This is a genomic window from Streptomyces sp. NPDC051913 (genome assembly GCF_044593635.1).
In the GTDB taxonomy this organism is placed as follows: Bacteria; Actinomycetota; Actinomycetes; order Streptomycetales; family Streptomycetaceae; genus Streptomyces.
On sequence record NZ_JBIUCI010000011.1, the window covers coordinates 20,981 to 38,060 of the forward strand.

Here is a 17,080-nt window from a genome sequence, read left to right on the forward strand (position 1 = left end):
GCCACGGCGTCAGCTCGACCCGTAGGCCTTGGCCGCGTCGGCCTCCAGCTTCTGCTGGGCGCCCGCGACATCGCCCGGGTTGCTCAGGAAGTCCTGGAGGTCCTTCCACTCGCCGGTGCCCTGCGTGCCGCCGAAGGCCGCCGGGGCCTGGTCGGACATGTCGAACCGGAAGTCGTCACCGGCGTCGATGAGCGCCTTGGCGATCTGCCGGGTCACGTCGTCCTTGTACTTGCTCTGGTCCATCTCCTTGTTGGGGGAGAGGATGCCGCCCTGCGCCGCCCAGATCTCAGCCGCGTCGGTGGAGGCGAGGAACGTCAGCAGCGCCTGGGCGCCCTTGCCGTCCTTCAGTGCCACGGCCACGTCACCGCCGCTGACCACGGGGGAGTCGGCGCCGACCGCCGGGAACGGGAAGACCTTGGCGTCCGTGCCCACCTTCGCCTTGGTGTCGGCGTTGATGTTCGCGGTCACGAAGTCGCCCTCGAAGACCATCGCGGCCGGGGTGTCCCCGGTGAAGGCCTGGGTGACCGACTTCGGGAACTCCGTGTCCAGCGCGCCCTTGCGGCCGCCCGCGATCAGTTCGTCCTTGCCCCACAGCTGGGCGAGCGTGGTGAGGGCCTGCTTGACGGACGGGTCCGTCCACTTGATCTTGTGCTGGGCGAGCTGGTCGTACTTCTCCGGCCCGGCCTGGGACAGATAGACGTTCTCGAACCAGTCGGTCAGCGTCCAGCCGTCGGCGCCGCCGATCGACACGGCGGGGGAGCCGGCGTCGGACAGCGTCTGCGCGGTGGTGAGGAACTCCTTCCACGTCTTCGGCGTTTGCGTGATCCCGGCCGCGTCGAAGGCCGCGGTGTTGTACCAGATCAGCGACTTGTTGGCGGCCTTCGCATAGACGCCGTACTGCTGCCCGTCCACCGCCCCGAGGTCACGCCAGCCCTGGGAGAAGTTCTTGTCCAACTGGGCCTTGGCCTCCGCCCCCAGGGGCTTGAGCCACTTCTTCTCCGCGAACTGTTTCAGCACGCCGACCTGTGGCAGGAACGCCACGTCCGGCGGCTGTCCGCCCTCGATCTTGGCGCCGAGGAAGGTGGAGGTGTTGTTGCCCGTCGGTACGAACTTGACCTTGGCGCCGGTGCGCTTGGTGAACTCCTTCAGGACCTGGGTGAAGTTCTCCTGCTCCGCTCCGGTCCAGACGGCGGCGACCTCCAGGGTCTGGCCGTCGAGCTTGGGGAGCGTCACGGAGGTGCTGTTGTCCGTGCCCTCGCTCTCGTTGTCACTCGCGTTGTCGTCGTCTCCGCCGCACGCGGTGAGCACGAGGGCTCCCGCGAGGAGGGCCGCGGCCGTCGCCATGGCCCTGCGTGTCCGGTATGTGCTGCTCGTGCTGCGCATCACTGCCCCGTTCTTCGTTCGTCGTCGAACGTCGAGCGCTGTCCCGTGGCCTCTGGTCTACGCCGGGGGCATGGGGTCGGCAAGACCGCGTGCGGTGTCAAGCGGGAGATCGTTGCGCCGTCGTAACGCTGCGTTCTAGAGGAGGGAGGGCACCTCCGTGGCCGCGACCTCCCGGGCCGCCCGCTCCAACGCGCTGGCCAGCAGCGCCAGATCCGTCGGGCCGTTCCCCAACTCGCGCACCGGGCGGCGGGCCGGTGGATCGCCCATCCGCTCCCAGTCCAACGGCACCACCGTCGGCCGCAGCGTCGCCGTCCGCGGGATACGGCCGGTGACCCGCCCGCCCTGGAACGCCGTCGTACGGCCGTCCGCCCACGTCAACAGGCCGCGCCCCGGCGCCGGTTCGTCCGGACCGGCCGCCACCGCGTCCAGCGTGACCCGCAGCGCCGCCCGCCGCGCCGGTTCGGACTCCGCCGTACGGCCGCCCGAGGTCGCCGCGGCGACCAGGTGGACGCCGAGCCGCTCGCCCTCCCGCGCCACCGCCTCCAACGCCCGGATCACCGAGCCCGCCGACGGTCTGCCGGGGGAGCCGAGCGGGGGCGAGACCAGCGCGTCCAGATCGTCGACGACGACCACGAGACGGGGCAACGGGGGCGCCGGCTCGGTCCGTTGCCGGGCCGCGCCGCCCGGGCGCAGACGCATGGTCGAGCTGGGCGGAGAGTCCAGGTCGCCGTTCCCGGCCGCTCCCCGCTGGGCGACCATACGGCCCGTCAGCTCGCGGCCCGTGTGCCACTCGGCGAAGTCGGACCGGCCCAGCAGCTCCGCGCGGCGCTTCAGCTCGGCGCTCAGGGACTGCGCGAACTCCCGCATCCGGACCGGGTCGTTGGCGGCGAGATGGGTGGTCACATGCGGTACGTCCGTACAGACCCTGAGGCCCTCGCCGTGGCCGCCGCCGACCGCGCCCACACCGTCCCGGCCGTCCATCAGGACGATGCTCAGCCGGTCCGGCCGCTCGGCCGCGGCCAGCGACGCGACGACCGCCCGCAGCAGTTCCGTACGGCCGCTGCCCGCCGGTCCCTCGATCAGCAGATGCGGGCCGTCGGCCACCAGATCGGCGCTGACCGGCCCGCGCGGCCCTGCGCCGAGCACGGCCCAGGCCCGTCCGCCGAGCGCCTCGGTGTCGTCCGCCGCGTCCGCCCAACGGGCCATCAGCGACGCCGGGGTGGCCCTGGCCAGCCCCAACTCGTCCAGCAGCCGCGCCTGCTGGGGCAGCGGCGCCGACACGCGCGCGTGCCGCTCCTGTCCGGTGCCGTCCGTGCGCAACGGGGCGAGCGCCCGCGCGAACCGCTCCGCCCAGGCGGGGGAGACGGCGTCCACGGCGGCGACCGTGCCGTGGCCGACGGGGCCGGCCGGGGTCTCGCCGGCGGAGGTGGCGGAGGCGCCGGAGATGGCGGAGGCGTGGTCGCCGCCGGCCCGCGCCACCCGCAGCAGCCGCAGCGCGGTCGCCACATCGCCGCTGAGCAGCGCGACCGCACCGCACGCGCGGAACGTCGGCGCCGCCGTGCACGCCGCCTCGTACGTCTCCGTCACCGGCGACGCCGGCGAGGCAGGTGACGTCTCGGCGAGGCACACCACATGAATACCGGCCCGTGGCCCCTCCAGCGCCAGCCGCGCCACGGCCTCGCGCACATCGGCGCCGCCGGGGTCGCCGTCGACGACGAGGACGGTGTACGGCCCCACGAAGCCCGGGGTGCCCTCGGCTTCGTCGTCCCGCGCCCAGGAGGGACGCCGGGGCGCCGCCGCCGCAGGCTGCGCGGGCAGGTCCTCCAGCCGCCTGAGCAGCTCCTCCGTGCGGGCCGTGGCCTGCTCGCGGTCGTAGGCGAGGAGCAGTCGGCAGTCCTGGCCGTGGCCGGGGCGCAGATGCGGCAGCCAGCCGAGCCAACCCCACTCGGCGGTGCGCTCCGCCACGGAGCGCGAGCGGTCCGCGCTGAGCAGGACTATCTCCAGGGTGTCGGGGGAGTGCAGCGCGGCGAGCTGGGCGAGCACCGCGCGGGCCAGCCCGGCCAGCCGCGCGCGCGGACCGGCCAGGCCCAGCGCCCCGGCCTCCCGCAGATCGGCGGTCACCGGCACCGCGGGCAGCAGTCCCGAGCCGTCGGGAGCGGCCCGGTCGGCCGTGCCCAGTCGCACTGTGAGCGCCTCCGGGTGGCCGGGGCCGCGCTCCCAGAGCCGGGGTCCCGGCCCCAGGGCCGTCAGCAGCAGCGCCGCCGGGTCCGGCCAGGTCTCCGGCGCCTGGGGCGCCCCCGAGACGGGTTCGGCCACCGGGGCGGCGGCCGACTCGTCGTCGTACGCCTCGCTCCGGGACGCGGCCGCGTCCTGCTCGCCCCGGCCGCCGGTGAGCCGTCGCGCCCAGGCGCCGAGCCCGCCACGCTTGCGCAGGCCCTGTGGCACGTCGGTGCCGCGGAGGGGGGTGCCCTTGCGGCGGCCGGTGCCCGGAGCGTCGGTGGCGTCGGCCCCGTCCGCGGTGCGCGCGTGCTCGGCGGCGTCGGCATCGCGGCGGGCGGCCCCGCCGGAGACGGGGGCGTCGGACAGGGGGCCGCCGACGGGGCCGTGCTGTGCCGGGGCGGTGTAAGTCCCGTCAGAGGCCGGGCTGTCGCCGGAGGGCGCGTGGCCTCCGCTCGGGCCGCCGAGGTCTCCGCTCGGGCCTCCGAGGTGTCCGCCGCGGGGGGTCTCGCCGTGCGCGTACGCCTCTCCCGCGCCCAGCCGTCCCCCGTGCGTCCGCCCGCTGTCCCCCGTACCCGGCCAGGAGTCCTTCGGGTCCGCCGCCCCCGAGGCACCGGCGTCCGCCCCTGGGGCGCCCGCGGCGCGTGCCGCCCCCGCCACGTCGGACACCCGGCGTCGGGAACCGCCGCCCCGGGTCCGGGTCTCGTAGGGCCGGTTCCCGCGGCTCTCGATCCGAGGGGCACCACCCTGGCCGGGCACGACGGGCTCTTCGGCGCTGCCGTGTCCCTGATCCTCTCCCTGTGCGGCCCATCCGGCCGTGCCGGTCGTGTGCCGGGTCGGGGCGGAGGGGGCTGCGTCGGCCCCGTCGGAGTCCTCGTCCGGCGGCGTCGGTACGCGTACGTGCCCCTCGCCGTCCGGGGCCGTGGGCAGGTGGGCGCCGGGGCCGCCGGGCGGGGCCAGACGGAGTGCCGACTCGCCGATGCGCAGCAGGGCGCCGGGAGGGAAGCGGACCGGACGGGTGCCCACGCGGGTGCCGTCCAGGGCCGTGCCGTTCGTGGAGTCGAGGTCGGCGAGGGAGACGCGGCCGTCGGCCCCGACCGTGACCGCGCAGTGCAGCCGGGAGACGTCCGGGTCGTCGAGCGGGACGTCGGCGTCGGCGGAGCGGCCGATCTCGATCCGGCCGCCGTGCAGCAGATGGACCCCGCCCGCGTCCGGGCCGGCGACCACGTCGAGACGGGCCGGGGCGTCGGCCACCTCGGGGTGCGGCTCGGGGTCGGTGGGCGCGCCGAGCGACAGCACCGCGCCGTCGGTCAGCGGGGGCTCGCCGAGGGTGCAGCGCTGAGCGTCCAGCCGCTCGGCACCGGCGTACAGCACGGGCTGGCCGGTGGTGGGGGCGCCGTCACCGGAGACCGCGGAGGCGAGCGTGGAGGTTATCGCCGCCAGGGCTGTCCCCGCGGGTGCTGTGACCAGCACGTCGCACCTCGGGGTGCGGCCCCGGGCGGCCTCGGGAGGCGGGGCCAGCGGGTCTACGACGGTCAGCCGGATCTGCATCGCCGTCAGCGGTCCCTTCTGCCCGGGCGCGGACGGTCCCCCACCCCGCGCGAGCACATCGGCCAGTACTGCACGCATCCTCGCACCTGCCACTGACAGTCTGCCCGCCCCCCGGCGGTAAGTGATCTTGATTGGTCAGCTCTGCCCCCAAAAGTGCCTGACCAATGCCGCGCCGTTGATCACTTGAGATCGGTCACGTCCGGCTCTGGCAACCGGCCGACCGGGTCGAGCGTCTTTCCTTCGAACAACCACGGGAACCGGTACGTAAGACGCACAGAAAGACGACAGGCCGCCGCCAGGGGATGCGGCACTACAGTGGACCGGAACACAGGCAAGCAAGCAGGGAGCGCATGACGTGCGGCCGGTAGGCAGCAAGTACTTCCTCGAGGAGCCGCTCGGACGCGGCGCGACGGGGACCGTCTGGCGAGCCCGCCAGCGCGAGGCCGCGGGCGCCGAGGCGGCCGTGCAGGGCCAGCCCGGTGAGACCGTCGCGATCAAGGTCCTCAAGGAGGAGCTCGCGAGCGATCCGGACATCGTGATGCGGTTCCTGCGGGAGCGCTCCGTCCTGCTCCGGCTCACCCACCCCAACATCGTCCGGGTCCGCGACCTGGTCGTCGAGGGCGATCTGCTGGCCCTGGTCATGGACCTCGTCGAGGGCCCCGACCTGCACCGCTACCTGCGCGAGAACGGCCCCTTCACCCCCGTCGGGGCCGCCCTGCTCACCGCGCAGATCGCCGACGCGCTCGCCGCGAGCCACGCCGACGGCGTCGTCCACCGCGACCTGAAGCCCGCCAACGTCCTGCTCCGGCAGAACGGCGGTCAGATGCACCCGCTGCTGACCGACTTCGGCATCGCGCGCCTCGCCGACTCCCCGGGCCTGACCCGCACCCACGAGTTCGTGGGCACGCCCGCGTACGTCGCCCCCGAGTCCGCCGAGGGCCGCCCGCAGACCTCCGCCGTCGACATCTACGGCGCCGGCATCCTGCTGTACGAACTGGTCACCGGCCGCCCGCCGTTCTCCGGCGGCTCGGCCCTGGAGGTCCTCCACCAGCATCTGAGCTCGGAGCCGCGCCGCCCGTCCACGGTCCCCGACCCCCTGTGGACGGTCATAGAGCGCTGTCTGCGCAAGAACCCCGACGACCGGCCCAGCGCCGAGAACCTCGCGCGCGGCCTGCGCGTCGTCGCCGAGGGCATCGGGGTGCACGCGAACTCCGCGCAGATCGCCGCCGCCGAGAACGTCGCGGCCCTCCTCGCGCCCGACCCGGCCCCGGCCGCCGTACCGGGTTCCGCGGACCCCACCCAGGTGCTGCCGCACGGCGCGGGGGCGTACGACCCGAACGCCGCCACCAACGTGCTGCCGCACGTGGGCGCCGCCGACCCCACCGCCGTGCTGCCCAACCGCGGCGCGGCCGACCCGACGGCCGTCATGCCGCCGGTGCCGCAGGGGCAGCCCGGCCAGCCCGGCGGACCCGGCCCCGAGGATCCGCACCCCTGGCAGAACCAGCTGCGCGCGGCCCGCGACCGCAACGAGCAGACGCAGGTCCAGTACCTCGACCCGAACCAGGACCCGCTGCGCCGCCGCCCCCAGCGGCAGGTCGCCCGCCCGCAGCAGCAGCCGCGCCCCCAGCAGCGCCCGCAGCCCCAGCAGGGGTACGGCTATCCGCAGCAGCAGCAACAACCGCAGCGGTACGCCCCGCAGCCGCAGCCCCAGCAGCCCCCTCAGCGGTACGCGCCGCCGCCCCAGCAGCCGCAACAGCCCCAGCAGCCGCAGCGCGAGCCCCGGCAGCGCAGCTCCAGCCCGATGAAGATCCCCGGGCTCGGCTGCCTCAAGGGGTGTCTGTTCACGATCGTCATCCTGTTCGTCGCGGGCTGGCTGATCTGGGAACTGAGCCCGTTGCAGGACTGGATCGGCACCGGCAAGAGCTACTGGGACCAGATCGGGGACTGGATCGGGACCGTGTCCGGGTGGATCGGTGACCTGGGTGGCGGTTCGTCCGGCCAGTGACGCTTTGGGCCGCTCCGGCCCGCGGCGAGTCTGTTGATTTGTCGACACCCAGCGGGTGATTTCGGTCTCCGCGGTGAAGGTCGGCTCGTCGGACGCGTATTTTTGTCGCCAAGTCGCGTCGGTAGGAGCAGCCTTGGCACGGAAGATCGGCAGCCGGTACACCGCCCACCAGATCCTCGGGCGGGGCAGCGCCGGCACGGTGTGGCTGGGCGAGGGGCCCGAGGGCCCCGTCGCCATCAAGCTGCTGCGCGAGGACCTGGCGTCCGACGAGGAGCTCGTCGGACGGTTCGTGCAGGAGCGCACGGCGCTGCTCGGGCTGGAGCACCCGAACGTCGTCTCGGTCCGTGACCTGGTCGTCGACGGCAACGACCTCGCACTGGTCATGGACCTCGTCCGCGGCACCGACCTGCGCACCCGCCTCGACCGCGACCGGCGGCTCGCGCCCGAGGCCGCGGTGGCGATCGTCGCGGACATCGCCGACGGGCTCGCGGCCGCGCACGCGGCGGGCGTCGTGCACCGGGACGTCAAGCCGGAGAACGTCCTCCTCGACATGCAGGGTCCGCTGGGCCCCGGCGGCTCGCATCGCGCGCTGCTCACCGACTTCGGGGTCGCGAAGCTGATCGACACCCCGCGGCGGACCCGGGCCACGAAGATCATCGGCACGCCGGACTATCTGGCGCCGGAGATCGTCGAGGGGCTGCCCCCGCGCGCGGCGGTGGACATCTACGCGCTGGCGACGGTGCTGTACGAGCTGCTGGCCGGCTTCACGCCCTTCGGCGGCGGGCACCCGGGCGCGGTGCTGCGCCGCCATGTGACGGAGAGCGTCGCCCCGCTGCCCGGCATCCCCGACGAGCTGTGGCAGCTGATCGTGCAGTGCCTGGCCAAGGCGCCGGCCTCCCGGCTGCGGGCCTCCGAGCTCGGGGCGCGGCTGCGGGAGCTGCTGCCGATGCTGGCCGGGATGCCGCCGCTGGACGTGGACGAGCCGGACGCCGAGGAGGACGAGGGCGACGAGGCCGCTCCGGCGGAGGAGCCGGCGCCGTCGTCTTCGTCGCCGGTGCGACGGGGAGCGGTGCCGCTGGTGCCGGGGGCGAAGCCGGCCGACTCCAACCGGGACACGCATACGTCGATGAGGGTGCCGGCGCCCGATGAGCTGGCGGGGGGTGCGCGGGGGACGGCGCGGGTGCCGCGGGCCTCCGGCGCGCCTAGGCCGGGTTCGGCGCGGAACCGGGCGACCACGCGGCGGCGCCGGGTGGTGGTGAGTGTGGCGGCGGTGCTGCTGGTGGCCGCGGCCGGGGTCGGTACCTGGGCGGCGGTGTCCGGGGACGACGCGGGGGCGACGCCGCAGGACACGAAGAACTCGGCGCCGTCGTCGCCGTGACGATCCGGTGGGGGCGGGCGCCGGGTTCCCTCGCCCCCGCCGCCCTTACCCGTTCCCATCCCCAGGGGCTGCCGCCCCTTCGACCCCGCCCAGGGTGCTCCGCCCTTGGTCTGGGGGCGCGGCCCCCGGGACGGGACGGGTAGGGGCGGCGGGGGCGAAAGAAGCCCGCCGGCGCCCGGCGCTCGTCGCTTGGCGGAGCCGTTAGGCTGGAGGCGTGGCAGTCGTCGATGTATCCGAAGAGCTCAAGTCCCTCTCCTCGACCATGGAGTCGATCGAGGCCGTTCTGGACCTCGACAAGCTGAGGGCAGACATCGCCGTGCTCGAGGAGCAGGCGGCCGCGCCGTCCCTGTGGGACGACCCGGACGAGGCGCAGAAGATCACCAGCAAGCTCTCCCACCTCCAGGCGGAGGTGCGGAAGGCCGAGGCCCTGCGCGGACGGATCGACGATCTCTCCGTGCTCTTCGAGATGGCCGAGGAGGAGGACGACCCGGACACCCGCGCCGAGGCGGAGTCCGAGCTGGTCTCCGTGAAGAAGGCGCTGGACGAGATGGAAGTCCGCACGCTCCTCAGCGGTGAGTACGACGCCCGTGAGGCGCTCGTCAACATCCGTGCCGAGGCCGGTGGCGTCGACGCCGCCGACTTCGCCGAGCAGCTCCAGCGCATGTACCTGCGCTGGGCCGAGCGGCACGGCTTCAAGACCGAGATCTACGAGACGTCGTACGCCGAAGAGGCCGGCATCAAGTCGACCACCTTCGCGGTGCAGGTGCCGTACGCCTACGGCCAGCTCTCCGTCGAGCAGGGCACCCACCGGCTCGTGCGGATCTCGCCCTTCGACAACCAGGGCCGCCGGCAGACGTCGTTCGCGGGTGTGGAGGTCCTGCCCGTCGTCGAGCAGACCGACCACATCGACATCGACGAGTCCGATCTGCGGATCGACGTCTACCGGTCCTCCGGCCCCGGCGGCCAGGGCGTCAACACGACCGACTCCGCGGTGCGCATCACACACCTGCCCACCGGGATCGTCGTCTCCTGTCAGAACGAGCGCTCGCAGATCCAGAACAAGGCCACGGCCATGAACGTTCTGCAGGCGAAGCTGCTGGAGCGGCAGCGCCAGGAGGACCGGGCCAAGATGGACGCCCTCAAGGACGGCGGCAGCTCCTGGGGCAACCAGATGCGGTCGTACGTCCTGCACCCGTACCAGATGGTCAAGGACCTGCGGACGGAGTTCGAGGTCGGGAACCCGCAGGCGGTGCTCGACGGTGAGATCGACGGGTTCCTGGAAGCGGGAATTCGCTGGCGCAAGCAGCAGGAGAAGTAACTTTGTCGACTTGACCATCCGGGCAATCCCGTGATGGTCGATTCTTCAACCGCCCCCGATTCGGGGGCGGTTGTCTTTTGTCCGGGTTCTACAGCTCGCTCACAGCGGTTAATTCCGGCATAAGGTCGGCTAGTTGGGCATCCGGCGCACTACTCCCTTGACGTTGCTTTGAAAAATGGGAAGGGTAAAGCGCGGCATGCGTATCTCTGGGGCGCATGTGAACCGGGGGAGAGTTGAGTACCGCCACCCCCGTTGATCACGGCCCCGAGCGCCGCCCAATCGACGATGAGCTACTGGGGGTAGCAACCACATGACCAAGAAGACGCGGATCCGGATCGCGCGCATAGCCGCCGGTGCCGTGATCGCGGCCGGTGCCTCGCTGACCGCCGCCGGCGCCGCTTCCGCGCTGGAGATAGACGTGAACGTCGCCGGTATCGGCGTCAACGTCGACACCGGTACCGGTGAGGACGATCCCACGCCTCCCGCGCCCACGGACATCCCGACCGACCCGGCGCCCACCGACCCGGCCCCGACCGACCCCGCTCCGACGGACCCGGCTCCCACCGACGAGCCGCCCATCACCGAGGAGCCCACGACCGAGCCCACCGAGCCGACCGAGGACCCGACCGAGGACCCGACGGAGGAGCCCTCCGAGGACCCGACCGACGACGGCGGCAACGGTGGCGGCGGCAGCGACAACGGCAACGGCGGTGGCGGCAACAACGCCGACCCCGACGGCGGCTCCGACGCCTCCGCCCAGGAAGAGGGCTCCTCCGCCCTCGCCGACACCGGCTCCGACACCACCGCCCAGGGCGGTGGCGGCGAGCTGGCCGAGACGGGTGCCGGGCAGACCGCCTTCCTGCTGGTGGGCGCCGCCACGATGATCGCCGGCGGCATCGGCTTCCGCATCCTGCCGCGCCTCATGGGCGGCCGCGGCGGCGCTGTCGCCTGACGGTAGTCACGCGCACGCGCAGCGTGCGCCTGTCGTACGACGAGAGGCCCGGAGCGAAGGACTCGCTCCGGGCCTCTCGGGCGTCCGTGCCGGCGTTACGCGGTCTGGTGCGCCAGCAGTGCCACCGCCGCGATCAGTACCGCGAGCAGGGCGATCAGTGTCATGGGGTTGAGCTGCGCGAACGGGTTCTGGTTCTCCTGCGAGAGCCGCTCGCGGTTGGCGCGGCACACGGGGCAGCGGCCCTCGTTGACGGGCGCCGCGCAGTTCGCGCACACCAGCCGGTCGTACGTCATGCGCTCGCCCTCCTCATACCGGTTCTCTCCACAGAACGCTCCCGGGGCGGAGAACGTTCCCCCTCCACTGTGCCAGGTTCCCTCGGAATCGGCTCGGGCGCTCCCGGAAGGCCAGGTACAAAAGGCACAAGCGGCACGCAACCGCAACCTGTGCCTGCGCTCACACACCCGGTTCGCGTATGGTCACGCTCATCTACCCCCGGCTAACCGTGGTGCATCCGTGATCCGATTCGACAACGTCTCCAAGGTCTACCCCAAGCAGACCCGCCCCGCACTCAGGGATGTCTCCCTGGAAGTGGAGAAGGGTGAGTTCGTCTTCCTCGTCGGGTCCTCCGGCTCCGGAAAGTCCACCTTCCTGCGGCTGGTGCTCCGCGAGGAGCGGACCAGCCACGGCCAGGTGCACGTCCTGGGCAAGGACCTCGCGCGCCTCTCCAACTGGAAGGTGCCGCAGATGCGCCGCCAGCTGGGGACGGTGTTCCAGGACTTCCGGCTCCTGCCCAACAAGACGGTCGCCGAGAACGTGGCCTTCGCGCAGGAGGTCATCGGCAAGTCGAAGGGTGAGATCCGCAAGTCCGTGCCGCAGGTGCTCGACCTCGTCGGGCTCGGCGGCAAGGAGGACCGGATGCCGGGCGAGCTGTCCGGTGGTGAGCAGCAGCGCGTCGCCATCGCGCGGGCCTTCGTCAACCGGCCCAAGCTGCTGATCGCCGACGAGCCCACCGGCAACCTCGACCCGCAGACCTCCGTCGGCATCATGAAGCTGCTCGACCGGATCAACCGGACGGGCACCACCGTGCTGATGGCGACGCACGACCAGAACATCGTGGACCAGATGCGCAAGCGCGTCATCGAGCTGGAGCAGGGCCGCCTCGTCCGCGACCAGGCGCGCGGCGTCTACGGCTACCAGCACTGACCGCACAGTCCACGGAAAGGCCCAACCAGACGCCATGCGCGCCCAGTTCGTACTGTCCGAGATCGGTGTCGGTCTCCGTCGCAATCTGACGATGACGTTCGCCGTCGTCGTCTCCGTCGCCCTGTCGCTCGCCCTGTTCGGCGCCTCGCTCCTGATGAGCGACCAGGTCAGCACCATGAAGGGCTACTGGTACGACAAGGTCAACGTCTCGGTCTTCCTCTGCAACAAGAGCGACGCCGAGTCCGACCCCAACTGCGCCAAGGGCGCGGTGACCGACGACCAGAAGAAGCAGATCCTCGCCGACCTGGACAAGATGTCGGTCGTCGAGAAGGTCACCTACGAGACCCAGGATCAGGCGTACAAGCACTACAAGGAGCAGTTCGGCGACTCCCCGCTGGCCGCCTCCCTCACGCCGGACCAGATGCAGGAGTCGTACCGGATCAAGCTCAAGGACCCGGAGAAGTACCAGGTCGTCGCGACCGCCTTCGACGGCCGGGACGGCGTGCAGTCGGTGCAGGACCAGAAGGGCATCCTCGACAACCTCTTCGGGCTGCTGAACGGCATGAACTGGGCGGCGCGCGCGGTCATGGCGCTGATGCTCGTGGTGGCGCTGATGCTGATCGTCAACACCGTGCGCGTCTCCGCGTTCAGCCGGCGGCGCGAGACCGGCATCATGCGCCTGGTCGGTGCCTCGGGCTTCTACATCCAGGCCCCGTTCATCATGGAGGCCGCGGTCGCCGGTCTGATCGGTGGCGGCGTCGCCTGCGCCTTCCTGGTGGTCTCCCGGTACTTCATCATCGACCACGGCCTGGCCCTGTCCGAGAAGCTGAACCTGATCAACTTCATCGGCTGGGACGCCGTACTGACGAAGCTTCCGCTGATCCTGGCCACCAGCCTGCTGATGCCGGCGATGGCCGCTTTCTTCGCGCTGCGCAAGTACCTCAAGGTGTGACGCACGCCAACAGGGCCGTCCGGTCAACCGACCGTGCGGCCCTTCGCGTTGTCCTAGACTCACCCGCATGTCAGGCCGCGACCTGTTCTGTCAGCCCCGCCGCGTAGGCCGCGGGGCGGCTCTGACGTTGGTGTTCGCGAGTGTGCTGGTCGCGGGGGCGGCGACGGGGTCGCTGCCGGGACCCGACCGGAAATCCACGCCCGACGCGGCCCGTTCGGCCGCTCCCGCCGGGCATCACCAGGACGTGGCGAAGGCCGCCGAGGAGGCCATGGCCGACGGCAAGTCGCCCATGGAGGCCGCCGAGCGGGCCGTCAGCCGCAGCGGGGACCGGTGGGGGGCCGTCTACTCCCAGGGGGAGTACGAGGAGTTCGAGGAGGCCCTCGACGGCCGGTACACCGGCGTCGGGCTGTGGGCACGGCGGGAGCGCGACGGCCGGATCGAGGTCACCAAGGTGCGCGCCGGGTCGCCCGCGGCCGGGGCCGGGATCCGCGCCGGGGATCTGCTGCGCAGCGTGGACGGCGCCGACGTCGACGGGCGGCCGGTCACCGAGGTGGTCTCCTTACTGCGCGGTGACGCCAAGGACGCGGCCGCCGGGACGGCGGTCACCCTCGGCCTGGAGCGCGGCACACGCGCGTGGACGCAGACCGTGCGGCGGGCGCGTCTGTCCACGGACTCGGTCACCGTGCGCAAACTCCCCGGCGGCATCACCCTCATCAAGATCGACTCCTTCACGAAGGGCTCGGGCGACGTCGTACGCGACGCCGTCCGGCAGGCCCCCGTCGGCGCCGGGATCGTCCTCGACCTGCGCGGCAACTCCGGCGGTCTCGTCACCGAGGCCGTCACCGCCGCCTCCGCCTTCCTCGACGGCGGCCTCGTCGCCACCTACGACGTCGAGGGCGAGCAGCAGGTCCTGCACGCCGAATCCGGCGGCGACACCACCAGACCCCTGGTCGCACTCGTCGACGGCGGCACGATGAGCGCGGCCGAGCTGCTCACCGGCGCGTTGCAGGACCGCGGACGGGCCGTGGTCGTGGGCTCCCGGACGTTCGGCAAGGGCTCGGTGCAGATGCCCAGCCGGCTGCCGGACGGGGCGGTCGCCGAGCTCACCGTGGGCCACTACCGCACCCCCTCCGGGCGAGGTGTCGACGGCAAGGGCATCACCCCGGACCTGGACGCCGACCAGCAGGTGCTGGAGCGGGCGGAGACCGTGCTGAGCGGGCTCGCCCCCGAGTCGTAGGCGACCCGCGTCCCACGACGTAAACGGCTTTCCACGCACCCCCTCCGTAGTGCGAAAATGGACGGCACTATGAGCAAGGGAATGTACGTACCGAAGGAGTCCCAGCCCAAGCAGGGCGGGACGGCCGCCGCCAAGGCCAGGGACGGCGAGAAGGGCGGCAAGAAGAAGATCGTCGCCCAGAACAAGAAGGCCCGGCACGACTACGCGATCATCGACACCTTCGAGGCCGGTCTGGTCCTCATGGGCACCGAGGTCAAGTCGCTGCGGGAGGGACGGACCTCGCTGACCGACGGCTTCGTCCAGATCGACGGGGGCGAGGCGTGGCTGCACAACGCCCACATCCCGGAGTACCACCAGGGCAGCTGGACCAACCACTCCGCGCGCCGCAAGCGCAAGCTGCTCCTGCACCGCGAGGAGATCGACAAGCTGGAGTCGAAGGCCCAGGAGACGGGGCACACGATCGTGCCCCTCGCCCTCTACTTCAAGGACGGCCGGGCGAAGGCCGAGATCGCGCTCGCGCGCGGCAAGAAGGAGTACGACAAGCGCCAGACCCTGCGTGAGAAGCAGGACCGGCGGGAGTCGGACCGGGCGATCGCGGCGGCGAAGCGGAAGCAGCGGGGGCAGTAGGAATAGGCTGGCACCGGCCCACGTTGGTCACGTAGGATGGCATCAGCACCGGCCACGGTCGGCGCGCACATTGAAAACACAACATGGGGATGATCGGTTTCGACAGCGGATGTCGAAGCAGGGGAAGCGTGTCGAGGAAGCGGCAATGATCTCGTTAACCATATGTCGCAACCAATAATCGCCAATTCCAAGAGCGATTCCCGCGCCTTCGCCCTCGCTGCCTAATAAGCAGTGAGTGAAGGCCCTTAACGGGTGTCAGACCGGGGGTGTTCCCGACCCGGACCCTGGCATAATCTAGGGGACTAAACCATTCGGCCCGGTCACGGGGTCGGATGGGAAATCAAACAGTGACTGGGCCCGTCGGCGACTTGTTCGCGTGATTGCCGGGGCCGAGAAAATCACAGCGAACTGCACACGGAGAAGCCCTGATTCAGCACCGTTGGACGCGGGTTCGATTCCCGCCATCTCCACTCGCCCAGACCGATGGGCACCCCATGTGGGCACAGCCCCGTTGCTCTTGAGCAGCGGGGCTTTGTCATACCCCGACGTCCTGAGCCAGTGAGTTTCCGAGAGCCCTGCCATGACCGATGAAGACGCCCCCCGGCCGCTGCTGCTCCAGGCCGGTGCCGAGCTGCCGTGGGACGAGCTGCCCGGCGGCCTCGCCGAGCGGCTGCGCGCGTGGTACCGGGCCCGGCCCGCCGACGGCTTCACCTCCCGTCCCGCGCTGCGCAAGCACGTCCGGCAGGGGGTGGAGGCGGCCCAGGAGCTGGCCAGGTGGCTGGGGCCCGAGTGGGAGGTGCGGTACCGGGACGAGCGGCATCGCACCGAGAAGTACGTGTGCTGGGGCTGCGGGCGGCTGTACTGGGGCGCCGAGGCGCACGGCTCCCCGGCGCACCCGCGGGACGTCGTCGTCCACGGCGAGTACCGGTGGTACCCGCTGCGCGCCGACGGTTTCGGGGACTTCGCGCCGGACGACCCCACCGCGGCGCTCGACCTGTCCGAGGAACTCGTCGGCGATCTCAACCAGTGGTCCGCGCAGATCGACGCTGCCATGGACGTCTGGCTCCAGGACCGGGACCAGGAGGCGTTCCGTGCCACGCACGAGCGACTGGACGGTGTGGGGCGGGAGTTGACCCTACGGGTCGCTCCCGAGCTCGGGCCGGGCCGGACCGTCCGATACGGCGGCCTCTGGTAGTCCTCATGGCCCCACGCCCGGCGCTCGTGTTGTGGTGTGCGGCCCCATGTCCGGGGGTCGTTCATGCTTCTACGGTCCCTGCCCATGACACACACCAGAGCCGCGAGCCTCCTCGCCGTCCTGACGGTCCTCCTCGCCGTCCTCCTCACCCCGGCGCCCGCGTCCGCCGCCTCCCTCCAGGAGGTCACCGGCTTCGGGAGCAACCCGGGGGCGCTGCGGATGTTCCGGTACGTTCCCGACGGACTGCCCGCCGGGCGGCCGGTCGTCGTCGCGCTGCACGGCTGCACCCAGAACGCCTCCGGGTACGGCACCGGCAGCGGATGGACACAGCTCGCCGACCGGTGGGGCTTCTCCGTCGTGCTGCCGCAGCAGCAGAGCGCGAACAACTCCTCGCTCTGCTTCAACTGGGTCCAGAGCGGCGACATCACCCGCGGCCAGGGCGAGGCCGCGTCGGTCGCGCAGATGGTGGACCGGCAGGTCGCCGATGTCGCCGGGGGCCGGGTGTATGTGACGGGACTGTCCGCCGGGGGCGGGCTCGCCGCCGTGATGATGGCCGCGTACCCGGAGAAGTTCACGGCGGGCGGGATCGTCGCAGGGCTGCCGTACGGGTGTGCGCAGGCCGCCGGGTCGCCGTACGTGTGCATGTACGTCGGGGCCACCCAGACCGCCGCGCAGTGGGGTGACCGCGTGCGGGCCGCGCGGCCCGGGTACACCGGGCCCTGGCCGACGCTGGTCGCCTTCCAGGGCACGGCCGACTACACCGTCAAGCCCGTCAACATGACCGACCTCGTCAAGCAGTGGACCGATGTGCGGGGTGCGGACCAGACGGCCGACGTCAGTGACACCGTCGCCGGGTATCCGCACCGGACGTACCAGGACGCGGGCGGCAGCGCCGTCGTCGAGACGTACAGCGTCACCGGGATGGGACACGGGCAGCCCGTCGATCCGGGGAGCGGGAGCGGGCAGTGCGGGAGTGCCGGGGCGTACATCCTCGACGTGAACCTGTGCGCCGCCTACCGGATGGGTGCGGCGTGGGGGCTGGCCGGCTGAAGGGCGTCCGCC

At 72.1% G+C, this 17,080-nt stretch carries 13 protein-coding genes and 1 other RNA gene; 11 read left to right on the forward strand and 3 right to left on the reverse strand.

Annotated elements, in window-relative coordinates; all coding sequences use genetic code 11:
* Positions 1–9: 9 nt before the first annotated feature.
* A complete protein-coding gene (locus ACIHIX_RS29865) occupies positions 10–1,344 on the reverse strand; it encodes an ABC transporter substrate-binding protein (RefSeq protein WP_399961509.1) in 1,335 nt (444 codons plus the stop codon).
* 174 nt (positions 1,345–1,518) lie between these two features.
* Positions 1,519–5,151 (reverse strand): FHA domain-containing protein, encoded by a 3,633-nt coding sequence (locus tag ACIHIX_RS29870; RefSeq protein WP_399961984.1) that lies wholly within the window; start codon positions 5,149–5,151, stop codon positions 1,519–1,521.
* 355 nt (positions 5,152–5,506) lie between these two features.
* Between ACIHIX_RS29870 and ACIHIX_RS29875 the strand changes: the two genes are divergently transcribed.
* The 4 genes from ACIHIX_RS29875 to ACIHIX_RS29890 all read left to right on the forward strand — a co-directional run bounded on the left by ACIHIX_RS29875 (position 5,507) and on the right by ACIHIX_RS29890 (position 10,804).
* Entirely contained in the window at positions 5,507–7,156 is a 1,650-nt protein-coding gene (locus ACIHIX_RS29875; protein ID WP_399961510.1) for a serine/threonine-protein kinase, read from the forward strand.
* 133 nt (positions 7,157–7,289) lie between these two features.
* Positions 7,290–8,534 (forward strand): serine/threonine-protein kinase, encoded by a 1,245-nt coding sequence (locus tag ACIHIX_RS29880; protein ID WP_399961512.1) that lies wholly within the window; start codon positions 7,290–7,292, stop codon positions 8,532–8,534.
* Between the two features lie 214 nt (positions 8,535–8,748).
* On the forward strand, positions 8,749–9,852 hold the full coding sequence (prfB, locus tag ACIHIX_RS29885; protein WP_399961515.1) for a peptide chain release factor 2: 1,104 nt from the start codon (positions 8,749–8,751) through the stop codon (positions 9,850–9,852).
* A gap of 310 nt (positions 9,853–10,162) precedes the next feature.
* Positions 10,163–10,804 (forward strand): hypothetical protein, encoded by a 642-nt coding sequence (locus ACIHIX_RS29890; RefSeq protein ID WP_399961517.1) that lies wholly within the window; start codon positions 10,163–10,165, stop codon positions 10,802–10,804.
* Positions 10,805–10,899: 95 nt separating this feature from the next.
* Here the strand turns inward: ACIHIX_RS29890 and ACIHIX_RS29895 are convergent, their stop codons facing one another.
* Entirely contained in the window at positions 10,900–11,097 is a 198-nt protein-coding gene (locus ACIHIX_RS29895; protein WP_399961519.1) for a hypothetical protein, read from the reverse strand.
* A 220-nt stretch (positions 11,098–11,317) separates the two neighbouring features.
* On the opposite strand from ACIHIX_RS29895, the gene ftsE reads away from it, so the two are divergent.
* From ftsE to ACIHIX_RS29930, 7 genes are all read left to right on the forward strand, one after another.
* Positions 11,318–12,007: a cell division ATP-binding protein FtsE gene (ftsE, locus tag ACIHIX_RS29900; RefSeq protein ID WP_020132390.1), complete on the forward strand. Its 690-nt coding sequence runs from the start codon at positions 11,318–11,320 to the stop codon at positions 12,005–12,007.
* A gap of 34 nt (positions 12,008–12,041) precedes the next feature.
* Positions 12,042–12,959, forward strand: coding sequence for a permease-like cell division protein FtsX (ftsX, locus tag ACIHIX_RS29905; RefSeq protein WP_399961521.1), 918 nt, complete (start codon positions 12,042–12,044; stop codon positions 12,957–12,959).
* 67 nt (positions 12,960–13,026) lie between these two features.
* Positions 13,027–14,196 carry a S41 family peptidase gene (locus ACIHIX_RS29910; protein ID WP_399961523.1) on the forward strand — a complete coding sequence of 390 codons (1,170 nt, stop codon included), beginning with the start codon at positions 13,027–13,029 and terminating at the stop codon, positions 14,194–14,196.
* 81 nt (positions 14,197–14,277) lie between these two features.
* Positions 14,278–14,823: an SsrA-binding protein SmpB gene (smpB, locus tag ACIHIX_RS29915; protein ID WP_059192139.1), complete on the forward strand. Its 546-nt coding sequence runs from the start codon at positions 14,278–14,280 to the stop codon at positions 14,821–14,823.
* Between the two features lie 85 nt (positions 14,824–14,908).
* Positions 14,909–15,296: a transfer-messenger RNA gene (gene ssrA, locus ACIHIX_RS29920) on the forward strand.
* A gap of 107 nt (positions 15,297–15,403) precedes the next feature.
* On the forward strand, positions 15,404–16,018 hold the full coding sequence (locus ACIHIX_RS29925) for a hypothetical protein (protein WP_399961525.1): 615 nt from the start codon (positions 15,404–15,406) through the stop codon (positions 16,016–16,018).
* Positions 16,019–16,102: 84 nt separating this feature from the next.
* On the forward strand, positions 16,103–17,068 hold the full coding sequence (locus ACIHIX_RS29930; RefSeq protein WP_399961527.1) for an alpha/beta hydrolase family esterase: 966 nt from the start codon (positions 16,103–16,105) through the stop codon (positions 17,066–17,068).
* Positions 17,069–17,080: the final 12 nt, after the last annotated feature.